Genomic DNA, 16434 nt, shown 5'->3' on the forward strand with positions numbered 1-16434 from the left:
CTGGACCTGAAGCGAAAGCTGAGTATTAGGACGGGTCCCTTCATGGAAACGCCCACGCGCCGACTCCGCATTCGGCTTGGGTGACTCGGCCTGGTGGTTCAAGGGCACGGGAAAGCGCTCGCAGCGGCGAGCGACATTCGATTAGTTCGAGGGAGCAGAGGCGCACGATGGCGAAAAAGAGCGACCGCAAAGAGGGTGTGGAGCAACTCGTCGAGAACGGGAAGTCGAAGGGCTTTTTGACCTACGACGAGGTCAACGACGCACTCCCGGCCGACGCCGTTGTCGACCAAATGGACGACGTGATGGGCGTCCTCGGCGACGAGGACATCGAGATCGTCGACGCCGCCACCCAGGTGAAGATCGCTCCCAAGCGCATCGTCGAGGAAGAAGCCGAGAGCAAGCAGAAGCAGCTCCCGCGCGAGAAGGAAGAAGACGGCGCCGACCACTACTCGAAGTCGAACGACCCCGTTCGCATGTACCTCCGCAAGATGGGCAGCGTCTCGCTGCTCACGCGTGAGGGCGAAGTCGAGATCGCCAAGCGCATCGAGCAGGGCGAACACCAGATCCTGAACGCCATCTTGAATTCACCGGTCGCCGTTCGCGAGATCATCGATCTCGGCGACAAGCTCCGGAAGCACAAGATCCGCGTCAAGGACATCATCCGCGACGCCGACGACGAAGACGGCGAGTTCGACGAGGAAGAAGCGGACCGCAAGATCCTCCGCCTCATCGACAAGGTGAAGCACCTCGACAAGGTCATCGAAGACCACAAGGCGCAGCTCGAGACGTGCGCCCAGTCCCGCAAGAAGGGCATCGAGGCCGAGGTCGAGGCGAGCCGCCTGAAGATGGTCGAGACGCTCGAAGAGATGCGCCTCAACAAGAAGACGATCGACAAGGTCGTCATGAAGCTCCGGTCGCTCATCCAAAAGATCGAGCGCGCCGAGAGCGGCACCGCCGAGCTCGAGAAGAAGACCGGCGTCGACATGGACCAGCTGCGCAAGGAAGCGCGCTCGGCCCGCGGCGACGCCAACGCAGAGCGCCGCTTCAAGCGCAAGCACAGCGTCACCATCGAAGAGGTCCTCGCGGGCCACTCGCAGGCGCAGAAGAAGCTCAAGGCCGTCGAGGAGGAGCTCGGGCTCAACGTCGAGCAGCTCAAGGCGACTTACGACGAGATCTTCAAGGGTGAGCGCGTCGCCGAGCGCGCCAAGGCCGAGCTCGTCGAAGCCAACCTCCGCCTCGTCGTCTCCATCGCCAAGAAGTACACGAACCGCGGTCTCCAGTTCCTCGACCTCATCCAGGAGGGGAACATCGGCCTCATGAAGGCCGTCGACAAGTTCGAGTACAAGCGCGGCTACAAGTTCAGCACCTACGCGACGTGGTGGATTCGTCAGGCCATCACGCGCGCCATCGCCGATCAGGCCCGGACCATCCGCATCCCGGTCCACATGATCGAGACCATCAACAAGCTCATTCGTACGAGCCGCTACCTCCTCCAGGAATACGGCCGCGAGCCGACGCCGGAAGAGATCGCCGAGAAGATGGAGCTGCCGCTCGACAAGGTCCGCAAGGTCCTCAAGATCGCCAAGGAGCCCATCAGCCTCGAGACCCCCATCGGCGAGGAAGAAGATTCGCATCTCGGCGACTTCATCGAAGACAAGAGCGTCGTCTCGCCGGCCGAGGCCGTCATCAACATGAACCTCCAGGAGCAAACCCGGAAGGTCCTAAAGACGCTGACGCCACGCGAAGAGAAGGTGCTCCGCATGCGCTTTGGCATCGGCGAGAAGAGCGACCACACGCTCGAAGAAGTCGGCCAAGACTTCGAGGTCACGCGCGAGCGCATCCGCCAGATTGAAGCCAAGGCGCTCCGCAAGCTCCGGCACCCGTCGCGCTCGAAGCAGCTGAAGAGCTTCATCGAGAGCTGAGCTCGGTGACCGAGCCGGCAAGCGCGCCCGCTGAGAAGACGACGGTTCCCGAGAAGGGGAGCCGTCGTTGGCTCGTTCGCGTCGTGGAGACCTTTGCCGGGTCGGGCCTTGGATTCGTTGTCTGGACGTTGCTTGGGCCCGGCATCATCGGAGGCCTCTACGCGCCGCTCAGTCGCGACGCCTTCTCGTGTGAGGGTTCTGTTCGCAGCGCGCTCGAACGCTTCGTCTTCATGCAAGCGATTTGTGCCGTCGGTGGAGCGGCCCTCGTTGCGGCAACACTGTTCTTCGGCCGCCGCTGGTGGGCGCGTCGCGCGCAACGGAAGGCCGTGGCGCCAAGCGCGTAGATGAAGTTGCCGTCCCCGCGAGCGTCGCCCCCGATGGTCGCCGGACTGGCCATCGCGTTTTGCCTCGCCGGATGCGAGCGCGGCTGCGCGAAGGAGTGGCTCGCGGCGAGGGAATTAGGCCCCGCGACCGGGGGCGCGCTCCCCACGGCGGTGCCTTGCCCGGCGGAGATGTTTCGCTGCGTCGGCGGGAGCGTCTTCACCATGCGCCAACCCAAAGAGCGCTGCACCTCGCCGGAGGGCTGCCCATGCCAATGGAGCGAGGTGATCCGATGCGATGGCGGGTGCGTGGCGGAAGCCGTTGAGCTTGCCTTCGACGATTGGACGCGCGGCTCACAGCTCTGCGCCGTCCCGGTGCCGACCACATCAGTGCTCCCGACGCTGCCGCCGCCCGACTCTGGCGAACCGATCTGCGACGTGGAGCGCTTCCGCTGTGATCGCGGTGTCGTGTTCGAGTGCCAGCCGAGCCCCGTCGGAGCTGTTGCGCGCTCCGTCGCCGGATGCGTGAGGGGATGTGCGGAAGAAGGCGTTGTGGTCGCCGGAGAGGTGACCTTGGCGCAAGCTGTGATGTTGGTGTGCGGGCGCTGAGGGAACGATTTCGCGCGGCAAACCGTCGCCTTCTGGGGCAATCCGCCGACGCTGAGTACAGCGAGAATTGACGCACGCGAGGAAGCTTCGCGCGTCGATGGGTTCGCACCTCAGCTCACGAGGGCGCGCGGGCAGTGGAACAAATGATCCACGAAAAACGTGACGGCGTTCGCGCGCCATGTCTAGGATTTGCTGGAAAATTACGAATGACGTCGCGCTTCCGCGGGAGGCCGCGGCACGCCCACCGTAAGACGAAATCGACACGGTCCGCACTCCGCTCGGGAGGTTGCGACATGTGTGCACGGGCTCGTCCGTGGTTGGCGAGGTGTTTGCTTCAAAGTTGACAAGCGGAGCGGGGAGCAATGAACGGCATTCACTTGAGCTTGACGTTGTGCGCCATCGGCGGCCTCTTGCTCTTCGGAACCGAGCGGCGAGGAAGGGCGACAACGCCGCCGTCCGCCGACATCGTCACTGCGGCCGCAACCGTCGAGGCGCCCACGCCTGTCGAGGCGACGCCCGCGCCCGACGCAATCGTTGCCCCGGAGACGACGACCGGCCTCGCAGCGAAAACGCCGGCCACGCCGGCGCCGACGACGTCAAGCAACTGCCCCGTCGGCATGGTGGAGGTCGAGGGCGACTTCTGCCCCAACCTGGAGCAGAAGTGCCTCCGCTGGCTCGACCCCGAGACCCGCATGCGTTGCGCGGAGTTCGCCCCGACCGGTGCCTGCCAAGGCAAGACCGTGCACAAGCGTTTCTGCATGGACCGCTTCGAATACCCGAATCAACCGGGCGAGAAGCCGGTCGTCATGAAGACTTGGTGGGAAGCCAAAGCGACCTGCGACGTCCAGGGCAAGCGGCTTTGCGGCGAGAGCGAGTGGACGTTGGCCTGCGAAGGGCAAGAGCGTTTGCCGTACCCCTACGGTCACGCGCGCAACGCCGAAGCGTGCAACATCGACAAGCCGTACCTCCTGCCGGACGAGAAGGCGATCGCCAACCCGCAGACGCGTGACGCGGAGGTGGCTCGCCTCGATCAACGCGAGGCCTCGGGCGGTCGCGACTCGTGCGTGAGTCCCTTCGGCGTTCACGACATGACCGGCAACGTCGACGAGTGGGTCGTCAACGAATCAGGCCGCCCCTACCAGAGCGGCTTGAAGGGCGGCTACTGGGGCCCGGTGCGCACGCGCTGCCGGCCCATGACGACGGCGCACAACGAAGACTTCAATTTCTACCAGATCGGCTTCCGCTGCTGCGGCGAGGTGCCAGGCGCGGCGAAGATGGCCTCTGCCAAGAAGCCCGCGAAGGGCGAGGCGACCAAGTCTGCCGCCAAGAGCGACGCCAACGAGGGCTCGTCGAAGGCCAAGGGCTCGTCGTCGGGCAGCGCCTCAGGCACGGCGCTCGCGGGGAGCTGAGAGCGCGCGCCGCTACGGCGCCGACTCGCCGGTGTCCGGCGCGCCCGCGTCTTTCGACTTGGTCACGCGCAGGGGCGCCTCGCCGTATTCGGTGCGCATCTTTCGCGTCAGCGAGTCGGCCAGCGTCATCTCGTGATAGCGCGGCATCTGAGGTAGCTGGACGATGACGCTCACGAGGGCATCGTCGTCGCGCGACCGGACCAGCTCGATGGAGCCTGACGAGGGCTTGTTGCCGGACTCTGGCGATTTGTACTCGAACATCACGTAGCCGGCGGCGTCGTCCTTTTCGACGACCTTGAAGCCCATGTCGACTCGCACGAGACGCAGCGCCGCGTTCCACGTTCGCTCGAACCCGTAGCGCGACTCGACGGAGGTCTTCGCAACGGCCTCATCGCTCGTCAACACGATGGCGGAGGCCACAGCCGCGCCACTCAACGCGCCCAACAGGGGGGCGGAGACGACCACTCGCCTAAGGAAGCCGCGCAGGAGCATCTGCCTTCGCTATCGCAAGTGGCTCGCTCCAGCCAAACAACCTGCGCGCCGGGGCGAGGGCTTGAGCAGGCCGGTTCGCGCTTACGCCTCGTCGCGGAGCTTCTTGAGCGCACCGCCGTCGACGAGCAGGAAGCCCGTGGCTGCGAGGATGTGCCAGACCAACTGAATCGAATAGAGCAGGAAGACGTAGGCCGACCCGGGCCCCGTGACGATGTCCGTCGGGAAATACATCGTCATGCCGGCGTAGATGCCGAGGTGGAACACGCCGAGCAGGCCCGGCGGACCAGGGATCAGGATGGTGATGCCCAACATGCCCATGAGCGCGCAGGTTTCGCCGAAGGTAATGGCGCTGCCGTCCACGTGGGCAACTCCGCAGCCCCACGCGAGGATCCACATGCCGAGGGCGTTCAGGCCCCAATAGAACGACGTCTCGAGGAGGAAGCCGGCGGCGTCGCGGCCTCGACTGAAGAAGTGGAGTCCGTCGGCGAGGCGCTCGGCCATGCCGGCGAGCTTCTCGCCCAGCCGCGGCGACACCAGCCCGAAGACGGCGAGCGTGAGCCGGTGGGCCCATGCGCGCGCGAAGTAGTAGACGCCGATGACGACGAAGGCGGCGAGAAAGACGCCGAGCATGAGAAAGCCCGACGCACGAACCTGCGCCACCGAGATGGGGAAGCCGACGACCTTTTCCGGAAGCGGTTCGATATGCGGGACGAGCACGAGCGCCACGGCCAGCACAGCGCTCAAGTAAAGGCCGTCGACGACGCGCTCGGCCACGATGGTCCCGGTGGCGGCGGAGCCGCTGATCACGCCTTTTTGGCGGATCATGACCGGCCGCACGAACTCACCGAGTCGGAAAGGTAGGAGCAAGATGGCCGCGAAGCCGACCCAAGAGACCGCGAGGATCCGCCTCCGCGGTACGACCGCGATGGAGCGGAGCAAGTACCGCCAGCGCACAGCGCGGAAGTAGTGCATGACGAGCAGCGGCACGAGGTAGGCCGCAACCACCCACCACTTCACGCGATGAAAGTCGCTCCGCTGAGGGACCAGCGAGAGACCGCCCTTTTGGAGGCTGTAGATCAAGAGGACGGTGATGACCGCCGACAGCAGCAGCTTCACCCGGTGGCGCGCGACGAAGCCCGGACCGCCGGGGTTCGGCGGCGGGACCGACGAAAGGGTGCCGCTTGTCACGCCGCCGCGCTCCGTTCTCTCAATCACACGCTGAAGTAGCGAATGCCACGGCCGGCCGAGGTGGGCTCGAAAGCGCTTTTGACATCGACCAGAATGCCGCGATCTTTGATGCATTCGAGGAGCTTTGGTCCAGCGTCGGCGAACTCCTTGTGGGCCACCGCAAAAACGAGCCCATCGAGGCCTTTGAACTCAGAGAGCGGCGACAGCTTGAGGCCGTACTCGTGCATCACTTCGTCGGCGTTCGCGAGCGGATCGTGAATGAGAGGCTCGATCCCGAACTGGCGGAGTTCTTTGACGATGTCAGGCACCTTGCTGTTGCGCACGTCGTTGCAGTTCTCCTTGAACGTGAGCCCGAGGATCCCGACGCGCGCCCCCTTCACGGGCGTGTCTTGTTCGATGAGCAGCTTGATGAGCTTCTGGGCGACGAAAGGCCCCATCATGTTGTTGATGCGTCGGCCCGCGAGGATGACCTCCGGCTGGTAGCCGAGGCGCTGGGCGGCCGTCGTCAGGTAGTACGGGTCAACCCCGATGCAATGCCCGCCGACGAGGCCCGGCTTGAAGGGCAAGAAGTTCCACTTGGTGCCGGCCGCCGCGAGGACGTCCTTGGTGCGGATGCCCATTCGGTCGAAGATCACCGCGAGCTCGTTCATGAGCGCGATGTTGATGTCGCGCTGGGTGTTTTCGATGACCTTCGCCGCCTCGGCGACCTTGATGCTCTGCGCACGGTGCACGCCCGCGTCGATGACCGCGCCATACGTGGCGGCGACCCGGTCGAGGGTGGGACCGTCTTCCCCTGAGACGACCTTGATGATCCGCTCGAGGGTGTGCTCCTTGTCGCCCGGATTGATGCGCTCCGGCGAGTACCCCAGCTTGAAGTCGACGCTCTGCTTGAGCCCCGACAGGCGCGCGAGGATGGGCCCGCAGATGTCTTCCGTGACGCCCGGGTAAACGGTGGACTCGTAGACGACGACGGCACCCTTCGAGAGGGCCTTGGCGACGGTCTCCGAGGCCTTGACCACCGGCGTCAGGTCCGGGACGTTGTTCTCGTCGACGGGCGTCGGTACGGCGACGACGAAGAAGGTCACGCCCTCAAGCGCCGCCGGGTCGTAGGTCATCTTGAGTTTGGTGCCCTTCAGGACCTCGGCCGGAACCTCGTGGTTGCGGTCGTAACCTCGGTTGAGCTCGTCGACCTTCTCCTTGTGGATGTCGAAGCCCACCACACCGTCAAACTTGCGCGCGAACCCGAGCGCCACCGGCAGGCCGACGTACCCAAGTCCAATCACCGCGATCCGCTCGCTCATCGGTTGCTCCACTGCTCAGGCGCTCTCCATCGAGGCCGCACTGAGCGGGCAGCCTTACCACGAGCCCGAGCAGGCGACGAGCGCCCTCGTGCCGCGCCTTTCGGCGCCCGCGGCGGCTCACCGACTCGGCTCACCGCAGGCGCGCGGGGGGGGCCAGGATCCGGCCGGGCCCGTCGCGCAAGAGGGCCACCACACCGGCGTCGCCGACGCGCTGCCGCAAGCGCTCGATGCCCCGAGCGACGTCGTCCACGTCGGCCGGGCGATGGGCGTCGGAGCACGCCGCTTCGTACGCCTCCTCATCGAGCAGCTCCTCGGCGGCGCGCTGCGAGGCGCGGCCGTATTTTCCAACGAGCGCTGCCACATCCAAGAGCAAGTGGGCTCCCGCATCCAGGAACGGCTCGAGGCACCCGACGTCCTTCCAGACGGGCTGATATCGCTCGGGGTGCGCGATGACGACGTGAAAGCCGGCTCGGCGGACGTCGAAGAGTCGGTGCTGCAAGAACGCGGGGAACGCCTGGGGCGAGAACTCGACAAGGATTGATTTGCCACCAGGGTAGGGGAGACTCTGGCCCCCTACGATCCTGCCGAAGACCACGTCGTCGAAGAAGTGCTCGCTCGAGAGGTGCACGACCGGCAGGCCGGCGCGATCGGCCGGAAAATGCTGAAGCGTCTCGGCGTACGCCGCCTCGAGGGCGGCCCGGTCGTTGTTGAACATGCCGGGACGCATGTGCGGCGTGGCGACGACCGTGGAAAACCCTACGGCGTGAAGGCGCCGCAAGAGTTCAACGCCTTCGCCCGCCGACTTGACGCCATCGTCGATGGCGGCGACCCAGTGGGAATGCAAGTCGACGTAGCCGAGCACCGGTCAGGCTTAGCACGTCTCGTCGAAACGAACGCTTCGCAGCGAGCGCGCTATCCGGGAGAAACGCGCACGCGTTAGGATGGCCCGTCGTAGCGCACCATGGCCTCCTTCAATCCCCTCACCAAAGAGCTGGTCTTCAAGATTGTCTTTTCCGGGTGCGGCCTCGGGGGAAAGACCACAACCCTGGAGCGCCTCTACGAGGCGGCGCCGGTCGAGCGGCGAGGACAGCTCGTCTCGTTGGCCACCGCGAGCGATCGGACGCTCTATTTCGACTTCCTGCCCCTCCGTGGCGAGCGGGTGCGGGGCCTCGGGGTGCGCCTCCAGCTCTTCACGGTGCCGGGGCAGGTGCACTACGCCGCCACGCGCAAGCTCGTCCTGACAGGCGCCGACGGCATCGTCTTCGTCGCCGACGCCCAGGCGGCGCGCCTCGACGCTAACCTGGAGTCGCTCGAAGACCTCGAGAAGAACCTGGCCGAGTTGGGCCGCTCGTTGGCGACGATGCCCCACGTCATGCAGTGGAACAAGGGCGACCTACCGGCCACCATGAGCCCCACCGCGCTCGATGGAAGCCTCAACCGGCACGGCGCGCCGGCCCACTCGACGGTGGCCGCCACCGGCGAAGGCGTCGCGGCGGTCCTCGAGAGCATCACCAAGGTGGCCGTAGCAGCTTACCTCTCGACCTTGCCTGACGCGGCAGGCCAGGCGGAAGAGGTCCGGGACACGACGCAGCGAATCAAGTTCGCGCCCGAGGGCGTCGGCCTGGCGGCAGCGGTACGCGACTGGACCGAAGGCCGTACCCTCGAGACGTCGCTGCCCGAACGCGCCTCGTTGACTCCGCGGACCGGGCGGCGATCGGAAGCGCGCGCGGGCAGCCTCGGCCCACCGAAAAGCGGCAACGGCCCCACGTCCAGCGACCGTTTCTCCTTGGCGGAGCTCTTCCCTGGCGCCGACCGCGTTGACGCACGCGGCGCGGAGGATCTGCTCCTTCGAGGCGACACCGCAGGAGCGGTCCTGGCGAGCGAGGCGCTGAGCGCCAAGTCCCTTGCGCTCATCGGCGAGGAGCGGGGCGCGGCGTGGCTCTTGGCGGGACTCCCCGCCGACGGATACCGGACGTTCCGCGCCCTCGTCGCGGCGGCTCATGCCCACACGCCCATCTCGCGGGACGCGGCGCTCCGGTGCCTGCTGTGGGCCGCGATGGCGGCCGTCGCCGCGCGACCCGACACGAGCCACCTTGTAGGCGGCGGACACTAATCGACCAAGACTTGCCGGAACATGGAAGTTGGTTGTCACCGCGTGTAGAATCCCTTGGCATGTCGGGCCAGGTGGCGGCTGACGAGGAGCCGGAATCAGAGCGTGGCTACACGTTGCGACGAGGCACCCGCCTCGGTCGATACGAGTTGCTGCTTCCCATCGCGAAGGGCGGAATGGCCCGCGTGTGGGCTGCGCGCCAGCACGGGCAGCGCGGCTTCACGAAGCTCGTGGCCATCAAGACGATCCTTCCGCACCTCGCGCGTGAACCAGAGTTCGAGCGCATGTTTTTGGACGAGGCGCGCATCGCGTCGCTCGTTCACCACCCCAACGTCTGCGAGATCTACGAGCTCGGCGAGGAGGGGCAGGTCCTCTACCTCGCGATGGAGTGGATCCACGGCGACTCGCTGATCCACATCCTGCGCACGAGCGAGACCACCACCGAGCCTATGCCGCTGCGAATCGCGGCGCGCGTCGTCGCCGATGCGTGCGCGGGCTTGCACGCGGCCCACGAGCTCGTCGACGAGGACGGCCAGCCCATGAACGTCGTGCACCGCGACGTTTCGCCCCACAACATCCTGGTCTCCATCGATGGCCACGTGAAGGTCGCTGACTTCGGCGTCGCCAAGGCCCTCGGGCAATTGCACCAGGCCACGGTTGCGGGACAAATCAAGGGCAAGCTCAGCTACATGGCGCCGGAGCAGGTGACCGGCTCTACCGTCGATCGTCGCAGCGACATCTTTTCGCTTGGCTGCGTTCTCTACGAAGCGTGCACCGGCATGCTCCCTTTCCTCGGCGAAGCCGACCACCAGATCATGCACGCGCTCATGCGCGGCGAATACGTGATGCCGACCAAGCTGGTGCGGGGATTCCCGCCGGAGCTCGAGGCGATCATCGCGCGCTCGCTCGCGTCCGATCCCAACAAGCGTTACGCGACCGCGGAACGCATGCGTCTCGCCCTCGAAGAGTGGCTGCTCTCGACCGGATCGGTCGTCACGGCGGCCCACGTCGCGCAGATCGCGCGCCAGCGCGTCGGCCCGACGATCGACAAGCGCAAGGAGAAGATCAAAGAGGCGAGCCAGAACGATCTGCTGCGCAGCACGGGCCACATGACCATCCCGCCGGCGGTGGGGGGCAACGCGAGCGGCGTCCAGATGACAGGAACGGCGCCCGGCGAGGCGAGCTATCCCGGTGGCGGCAGCTACCCGACGGGCACGGAAACGGGACTGACGCAGGCGCCTTCCACGGGCAGCTATTTTGCGGCGGCCGGCATCGGCGTCTTCGTGGCCCTCTTGCTCGGCGCGGGAGGCATCTTCGCCATGCGCGCCATGGCGCGACAGCCCACGATCGTGGTGGCGCCGGCTGGCTCTGCGCCCGGCGACGTCGCCGCCCAACCGCAGGCCGCCCCGCGAGGAACGGAGACTACGCAGACCTCGCCAACGGCCCCGCCGACGGGCTCGACGCAGGCACCGACGGCGGCCACGGCGCCGCCGCAAGCCGTGGCGGCGAGCGCGCTCATCATCCGAACCTTCCCGCCCGACGCGATGGTGCTTGTGAACGAGACGCTCTTGCCGCCGGGTGTGCGCCAGATCGCGAGGCCGCCGGCGGGCGTCACCATGACGCTCAAGGCGAGCGCCACCGGCTACCACGAAGCCTCGAAGGTGCTCGACGCCACGTCGCCGGACATCGTCGACGTCGTCCTCAAGAAGAAGGAGGGCCGCGTCGGACCAGGCCCCGGCGAGGGTGCGGTCACCCCGCCGCCGGTGGTGGCCCCCACGCCACGCAAGAACCCGGGAAAGACCGCCATTCCCGAGAGCCCCTACTGATCTCTGCTCTCTCCGCGACGATCTCCTCGCGTCGCCACTTGCCCCTCACCGAGCCTGGAGCCTTCCATGCGACCGCGAACGCTTGCTGCCCCGCTTCTCCTTACGATCGCCTGCGCCGCCCTGACGCCGACCAACGCCTCCGCGCAAGGTGCGGACACGTCTGTCGACGCCGCCGCCGAGGCCAAACGGCAATTCGTGTTGGGCCGGCAGGCCTTCGACGCGAAACGCTATGCCGACGCCGCGCAGAACTTTGAAGCGGCGGCCGCCTACAAGCCGCACCCCGTTGCGTTCTACACGGCGGCCGTGGCCTGGGAGCTGGCAGGTCGCTCCGACCGCGCCGCCGACGCCTTCGCACGGGCCGTCGACCAACCGGGCCTCAAGGAAGATGACCTCAAGAAGGCCAAGGAGCGGCTGAGCGCCCTCGAAGGCGTGCTCGGCACCGTGACCGTCACGGCGCCGGAAGGTTGGAAGCTGCAGCTTGACGGCAACACGGAGACACCGGCGCCGGCTCGCCTTCACGGCAAACCCGGCCTTCGCGCCCTGTCGTATCGAGCGCCAGGCAAAGGCGTCGAGAAGAAGGAGGTCTCGCTCGAGGCCGGACAGAAGCTCGCCATCTCGCTGCCCGAGCCGCCGCCGCAAGTCGTGACGCAGCCGGAGCCACCCAAAGAGGAAAAGAAGGCTCCGACGGTGGTTGTGCAAGGCGAAGACCCCTTCGTGACCTTGAAGAAGTCGGCGGGCCTCGTGGTCGCGGGCCTCGGCGCCGCCACCCTCGTGGGCTCCGCCATCCTGTGGTCGCAGGCTCAAGGCGCTGGTGACTCCTACAACGCGGCGCCGACACGTACCGCCCTGGACCACGGCGAGAGCATGGAGACCTGGACGACGATCACCTTGGTCACCGGCGGTGTGCTGCTCGCCGGCGGCGTTGCCCCTCTACCTCGTGCCGATCAAGGTCAAGTCCTCCGCGACGGCGAGCCAAAGCTTTCGGACGGCGATTTCACCGACCCTTGGCGGAGCGATGCTCCGCGGCCAATTCTGAGGATCTATGCTCCACCGAACCTTCCTTCGCGTCACCGCAGCCTCCTCGCTCGCGCTGACGGCGCTCGTCGCGTGTTCCCTTGGACTCGACGCCTCCAAGCTGGACGTCGTCGTCACGCCAACGATCGACGCCACGACGGAGGCGGAGGCGCCGCCCGACACGGGCACGGTGAAGCCCGGCGAGACGGCGTGCGTCGACGACAGCCAGTGCCCCGTCAAGGGCTGCTTCTCGGGGCGCTGCGTCCCCGGCGCCACCGGCAAGGTGTGCCTCTATGAGGTCTGCCCTGCTCCGAGCGCCTGCACGCATCGTGCGTGCGTCAACGGCGCGTGCGTAGACCCGGCGACTCCGCACCGGTTCCTGGCAACGAAGATGACGCTCGGCAAGGAGGGGCTTGGCTGCGGCGACAAGCTCGCGTCCTGCGTCGCCATCGTGCATCCCTTCGCCTTTGTGGGGCACAAGACGGCGCCGGGACCGACCGCGTATCCGATCGTTGACTTCACCGCCGGGGATGCCGGCGAGGCCGTACCACCCCAGGCGCTTCGCATCGAAGGCGCCGAGTTCATCGTCACGCGCATCGTTGCGAGCGGACGCCGCGTCTGGGTCATCGGTCAGCCGTCTAGCAGCAACTCGGTAGACATCGCATGGATCGACGTTCCCGTCGGCGCCGATCAAGCCAAGCTCGTGGCCACGGGTCGTGGCTTCATCGCCCTCAACCCGGGCGACGCCATCGAAGAGGTCTTCGCGAGCAAGGGGGAGGGGATCGTCGCCTTCTTGAGGCCGAAGCCCAGCGAGCCGCGCTACGCCGCCGTGATCAACGTCGAGTCGAACAACACCGTGTCGTCGACGCCAAAGTTCACCCAAATCCAGGACTGGAACGGCGTCGCCCCGCTCTTGACCTCGTCCGGTGACCGCGTCATCGCAGGCCAGGCGCCGGTTGACGCGGGGTTCCTTGTCGAGATTCTAAAGGGCGCCGGGACGGCAACGGCCATCGCGCAAGGCCAGCGCGATCTCGCCGCGTTGGCCATGGGCCCGATCTTCAACGACGTCAGGCTGGCCTCGACGCCGCTCGGCGCGGTCGTGGCCATTGCGCCAACCGCCGCCGTCGTCGACGGTGGCGTCGTGGGCTTCGACGGCATCGAGGTGTCGTGGATCCTCGAGGGCGCCGACGACAACACCTTCGAGGGAAAGCCGAACGTCGCGCTCACCAAGTACACCGGCGATGCGGCGCTTCCGCCCGCGCCTCCAGCGGCGCTCGTGGGCCCCATCGCAGCGCTCGGCGAGGACCAAGTCATGACCATGACTCTCGAAGGTGACGGCGGCTCCTCGTTGATCAGGGTCGTCCGCAAGGATGGCGGCCCCGACCCCGACTCGCAAGAGCTCGTCGCGGCCCCGCACGCCAACTTCATCATGCGCGGCGCCCTCTCGGGCTCGGGGAAGCCCTACGGCTACCTGTTGTCGAAGCCCGCGAGCGACACCGACGGCATCCACCTCCAGGTGTTCGACGTCGGCTGCAACAAGCTCTGAGCGCCGCGTGGCGCGGCCCGCGCGCACCTCCCAGCGAAACGCGGGCCCGCGTCCGCCTAACCCCAGCGGACGAGACCAACCTCGAAGGGGTGGGTCATGCTCTCGTTGGTGGGGATGATGCGCGCCGCGAAGCCGTGACTTCCGCTCCCGACCGTCGCGATGCGCCCGCTGTAGCGGAACAGTCCCTTTTCGATTTTTTCCTCGAGCTTCATGCGCGTGACGTCGCCGTGCTCGGGGAGTTCGACGGGGCCCGGCGCGGTGCCGTGGTAAAGCTCGACGCGAACGTCGTCGGGCGTCAGCGTGCCCAAGTTGACGACGACCTCGACGTGCAGCGGATCGCCGACGGCGACCTCGGCCGCCGACTTGAGCTGGACGCTGCGGACCGCAACGTGAGCCCACGCGCCTTCGACGCGATCTTTCCAGGCGGCGAGACGTTTCGCGCCAGCGAGGTTGTCGTGCATCATCGTCTCGGAGAGGCGCACCGCCGGCACGTAATATTTCTCGGCGTACTCGCGCACCATGCGCGCCGTGTTGAACATCGGCGCGAGGTGCACAATCGTCGACTTCATGCGCTTCACCCAACGACGCGGCAACCCGCCGGCCGAAGGCTGACCACCGGAGCGAGCGTCGCGGCCATGGTCGCGCTCGTAGAAGAGAGGGACGACCTCGCGTTCAAGCAGGTCGTAGAGCTCCTCGGCTTCGAGTGCATCGCCGGCCGCGTCGGTGTACTCCTCGCCATGGCCGATGGCCCAACCGACCTCCCAGCCGAAACGCGCTCGCGCTTCGTCCCACCAGCCATCGAGGATGCTGACGTTGAGGGCGCCGTTCGCGGCGGCCTTCATGCCGCTGGTGCCGCTCGCTTCGTGGGGCCGGCGAGGCGTGTTGAGCCAAACGTCGACGCCTGAGACGAGGGCACGTCCGACGCGCATATCGTAGTCCTCGAGGAAGATGACCTTCCCCGCGAGATCCGGGTCGCGGCTCTCACGGACGATCGTTCGAATGAGCTCCTTGCCGCCCTTGTCTTGCGGGTGCGCCTTGCCAGCGAAGACGAGCTGCACCGGGCGCTTCGGATCGCCGAGCAGGCGCTTCACGCGGTTCAAGTCGGAGAAGAGCAGCGCCGCGCGCTTGTAGGTCGCGAAACGACGAGCGAAGCCGATGGTGAGGGCCGCCGGGTCGAGGACCTCGTCGGCTTGCCTCAGCTCGTCGGTGCCGCGGCCGCGGCGCTGGGCGATGGCGCGGAGCCGGGCGCGACACATGGTCACGAGCCGGTGCCGGCGATGCTCGTGGACTTGCCACAGCTCCGCGTCGGGGATGTCGTGGACGCGAGCCCAGAGGCCGGTGTCGTCGGAAGCCTCGGCCCAACGTGGCCCGAGGTAACGCGTGTAGAGCGCACCATGTTCGGCTGACACCCACGAGGGGAGATGGACGCCGTTGGTGACGGAGCCGATGGGAACCTCGTGGTTCGGCAGCTCGGGCCACAAGTCTTGGTACATCTTGCGCGAGACCTGCCCGTGCAGCGCGCTCACGCCGTTGTAATGATCGCTCGTGCGGATGGCGAGCACGGGCATGGAAAACTGCGACGTTCGATCCTTCGGATCGGGTCGCCCGAGGCTGAGCATCTGGTCTTCCGTGAGCCCGAGCGCGATGCGGTAGGGCTCGAGGTACCGGCGCACGAGCTCGGGCGCGAAGGCATCGTTGCCGGCGGGCACTGGCGTGTGCGTCGTAAAAAGCGTTCCCGCCGAGTTTGCTTCCTTGGCGACGGCGAAGCTCGCGCCACGCTCGCGCATGAGGCGGCCGATGCGCTCGAGCGCGAGGAACGCGGAGTGGCCTTCGTTCATGTGGCAGACCGTCGGCTGCACGCCGATGGCCGCGAGAGCGTGAACGCCGCCGATGCCCAACATGATCTCCTGGCGCACGCGGAACTCTTGGTCACCGCCGTAGAGGGGCCCGGTGATGGCGCGGTCCTCCTTCGTATTCTCCGGCAGATTCGCGTCGAGCAGGAGCAAGGGAACGCGGCCCACCTGCACGCGCCAGAGCTGTGCGTGAACAATCCGATCGGGGTAGGTGACCTGGATAACGAGGCGCTTTTTGTCTTTGCCTTCAACGGGCACGACCGGCATCGCGGTCCAGTCGTTCAGCGGGTACTTCTCCGTCTGCCAGCCGTCGTCGGAGAGGACCTGGCGGAAGTATCCCTCGGCGTAGGCGAGCCCTACGCCGACGAGCGGCAAGCCGAGATCGCTCGCCGTCTTCAGGTGGTCGCCCGCCAAAACACCGAGGCCGCCGGAGTAGATCGGCAGGCACTCGTGCAGGCCGTACTCCATGGAGAAGTAGGCGATGGTCGCCTTCTTGGCTTCCGGGAACTGCTTGGTGAACCAGCCGTCGCGAGACATGTACGCCTGGAACGTCGCCCACGTGGAGTCGAGGTGCGTGAGCGCGGCGTCGTCGGCGGCCATCGCGTCGAGGCGCTTCTGCGACACCTTCGTGAGGAGAGCGATGGGGTTGCCATGGACCTCCTCCCAAAGGACCGGATCGACGCGGGCGAAGAGGTCTCTCGCGTCGGGGGACCAGGCCCACCACAGGTTGTAAGCGATGTCGCGAAGGCGCTCGAGACGCGCGGGCAGCCGCGGAACGACGTTGAAGCGATGAACGGTGGGCATGTTGGGCCGGGGAGGATACAACGCTTCTCGAGGCGAAGTG

General features: G+C 66.8%; 12 protein-coding genes. 7 read left to right on the top strand and 5 right to left on the bottom strand.

Features of this window, described 5'->3' with window-relative positions; translation table 11 throughout:
- The first annotated feature begins 167 nt into the window (after positions 1-167).
- From rpoD to IPG50_02490, 4 genes are all read left to right on the top strand, one after another.
- A complete protein-coding gene (gene rpoD / locus IPG50_02475; GenBank protein MBK6691061.1) occupies positions 168-1922 on the top strand; it encodes an RNA polymerase sigma factor RpoD in 1755 nt (584 codons plus the stop codon).
- Between the two features lie 5 nt (positions 1923-1927).
- Positions 1928-2266, top strand: a complete 339-nt coding sequence (locus tag IPG50_02480) for a hypothetical protein (protein MBK6691062.1) — start codon at positions 1928-1930, stop codon at positions 2264-2266.
- Positions 2267-2467: 201 nt separating this feature from the next.
- Positions 2468-2851: a hypothetical protein gene (locus IPG50_02485; protein MBK6691063.1), complete on the top strand. Its 384-nt coding sequence runs from the start codon at positions 2468-2470 to the stop codon at positions 2849-2851.
- A 362-nt stretch (positions 2852-3213) separates the two neighbouring features.
- Positions 3214-4260, top strand: a complete 1047-nt coding sequence (locus IPG50_02490; GenBank protein MBK6691064.1) for an SUMF1/EgtB/PvdO family nonheme iron enzyme — start codon at positions 3214-3216, stop codon at positions 4258-4260.
- 12 nt (positions 4261-4272) lie between these two features.
- Here IPG50_02490 and IPG50_02495 read toward each other — a convergent pair whose 3' ends face one another.
- The 4 genes from IPG50_02495 to IPG50_02510 form a co-directional block, all read right to left on the bottom strand.
- On the bottom strand, positions 4273-4752 hold the full coding sequence (locus tag IPG50_02495) for a hypothetical protein (GenBank protein ID MBK6691065.1): 480 nt from the start codon (positions 4750-4752) through the stop codon (positions 4273-4275).
- Between the two features lie 81 nt (positions 4753-4833).
- Positions 4834-5967 (bottom strand): flippase-like domain-containing protein, encoded by a 1134-nt coding sequence (locus IPG50_02500; protein ID MBK6691066.1) that lies wholly within the window; start codon positions 5965-5967, stop codon positions 4834-4836.
- Positions 5964-7241: a nucleotide sugar dehydrogenase gene (locus IPG50_02505; protein MBK6691067.1), complete on the bottom strand. Its 1278-nt coding sequence runs from the start codon at positions 7239-7241 to the stop codon at positions 5964-5966. Before IPG50_02505 ends, IPG50_02500 begins: the two co-directional genes overlap by 4 nt.
- Before the next feature lie 130 nt (positions 7242-7371).
- Positions 7372-8103, bottom strand: coding sequence for a protein tyrosine phosphatase (locus tag IPG50_02510; GenBank protein MBK6691068.1), 732 nt, complete (start codon positions 8101-8103; stop codon positions 7372-7374).
- 99 nt (positions 8104-8202) lie between these two features.
- Here IPG50_02510 and IPG50_02515 point away from each other — a divergent pair, with 99 nt between their 5' ends.
- The 3 genes from IPG50_02515 (at position 8203) to IPG50_02525 (ending at position 13737) form a co-directional block, all read left to right on the top strand.
- The gene (locus IPG50_02515; protein MBK6691069.1) at positions 8203-9354 is read left to right on the top strand and encodes a hypothetical protein; all 1152 of its coding nucleotides are present in this window, start codon (positions 8203-8205) and stop codon (positions 9352-9354) included.
- A gap of 59 nt (positions 9355-9413) precedes the next feature.
- The gene (locus IPG50_02520) at positions 9414-11177 is read left to right on the top strand and encodes a protein kinase (protein ID MBK6691070.1); all 1764 of its coding nucleotides are present in this window, start codon (positions 9414-9416) and stop codon (positions 11175-11177) included.
- Positions 11178-12219: 1042 nt separating this feature from the next.
- Positions 12220-13737 carry a hypothetical protein gene (locus tag IPG50_02525; protein MBK6691071.1) on the top strand — a complete coding sequence of 506 codons (1518 nt, stop codon included), beginning with the start codon at positions 12220-12222 and terminating at the stop codon, positions 13735-13737.
- Positions 13738-13793: 56 nt separating this feature from the next.
- On the opposite strand, the gene glgP is transcribed toward IPG50_02525, so the two are convergent.
- Positions 13794-16394 carry an alpha-glucan family phosphorylase gene (gene glgP, locus IPG50_02530; protein MBK6691072.1) on the bottom strand — a complete coding sequence of 867 codons (2601 nt, stop codon included), beginning with the start codon at positions 16392-16394 and terminating at the stop codon, positions 13794-13796.
- Between the last annotated feature and the right edge of the window lie 40 nt (positions 16395-16434).

This window comes from Myxococcales bacterium (genome assembly GCA_016703425.1).
Taxonomy (GTDB): Bacteria; Myxococcota_A; Polyangia; order Polyangiales; family Polyangiaceae; genus JADJCA01.

Bases quoted from the DNA above. Each gene is read 5' to 3' on its own strand.
- rpoD (MBK6691061.1), top strand. From the start codon at position 168: ATGGCGAAAAAGAGCGACCGCAAAGAGGGTGTGGAGCAACTCGTCGAG.
- IPG50_02485 (MBK6691063.1), top strand. From the start codon at position 2,468: ATGCGCCAACCCAAAGAGCGCTGCACCTCGCCGGAGGGCTGCCCATGC.
- IPG50_02490 (MBK6691064.1), top strand. From the start codon at position 3,214: ATGAACGGCATTCACTTGAGCTTGACGTTGTGCGCCATCGGCGGCCTC.
- IPG50_02495 (MBK6691065.1), bottom strand. From the start codon at position 4,752: ATGCTCCTGCGCGGCTTCCTTAGGCGAGTGGTCGTCTCCGCCCCCCTG.
- IPG50_02505 (MBK6691067.1), bottom strand. From the start codon at position 7,241: ATGAGCGAGCGGATCGCGGTGATTGGACTTGGGTACGTCGGCCTGCCG.
- IPG50_02515 (MBK6691069.1), top strand. From the start codon at position 8,203: ATGGCCTCCTTCAATCCCCTCACCAAAGAGCTGGTCTTCAAGATTGTC.
- IPG50_02520 (MBK6691070.1), top strand. From the start codon at position 9,414: ATGTCGGGCCAGGTGGCGGCTGACGAGGAGCCGGAATCAGAGCGTGGC.
- IPG50_02525 (MBK6691071.1), top strand. From the start codon at position 12,220: ATGCTCCACCGAACCTTCCTTCGCGTCACCGCAGCCTCCTCGCTCGCG.
- glgP (MBK6691072.1), bottom strand. From the start codon at position 16,394: ATGCCCACCGTTCATCGCTTCAACGTCGTTCCGCGGCTGCCCGCGCGT.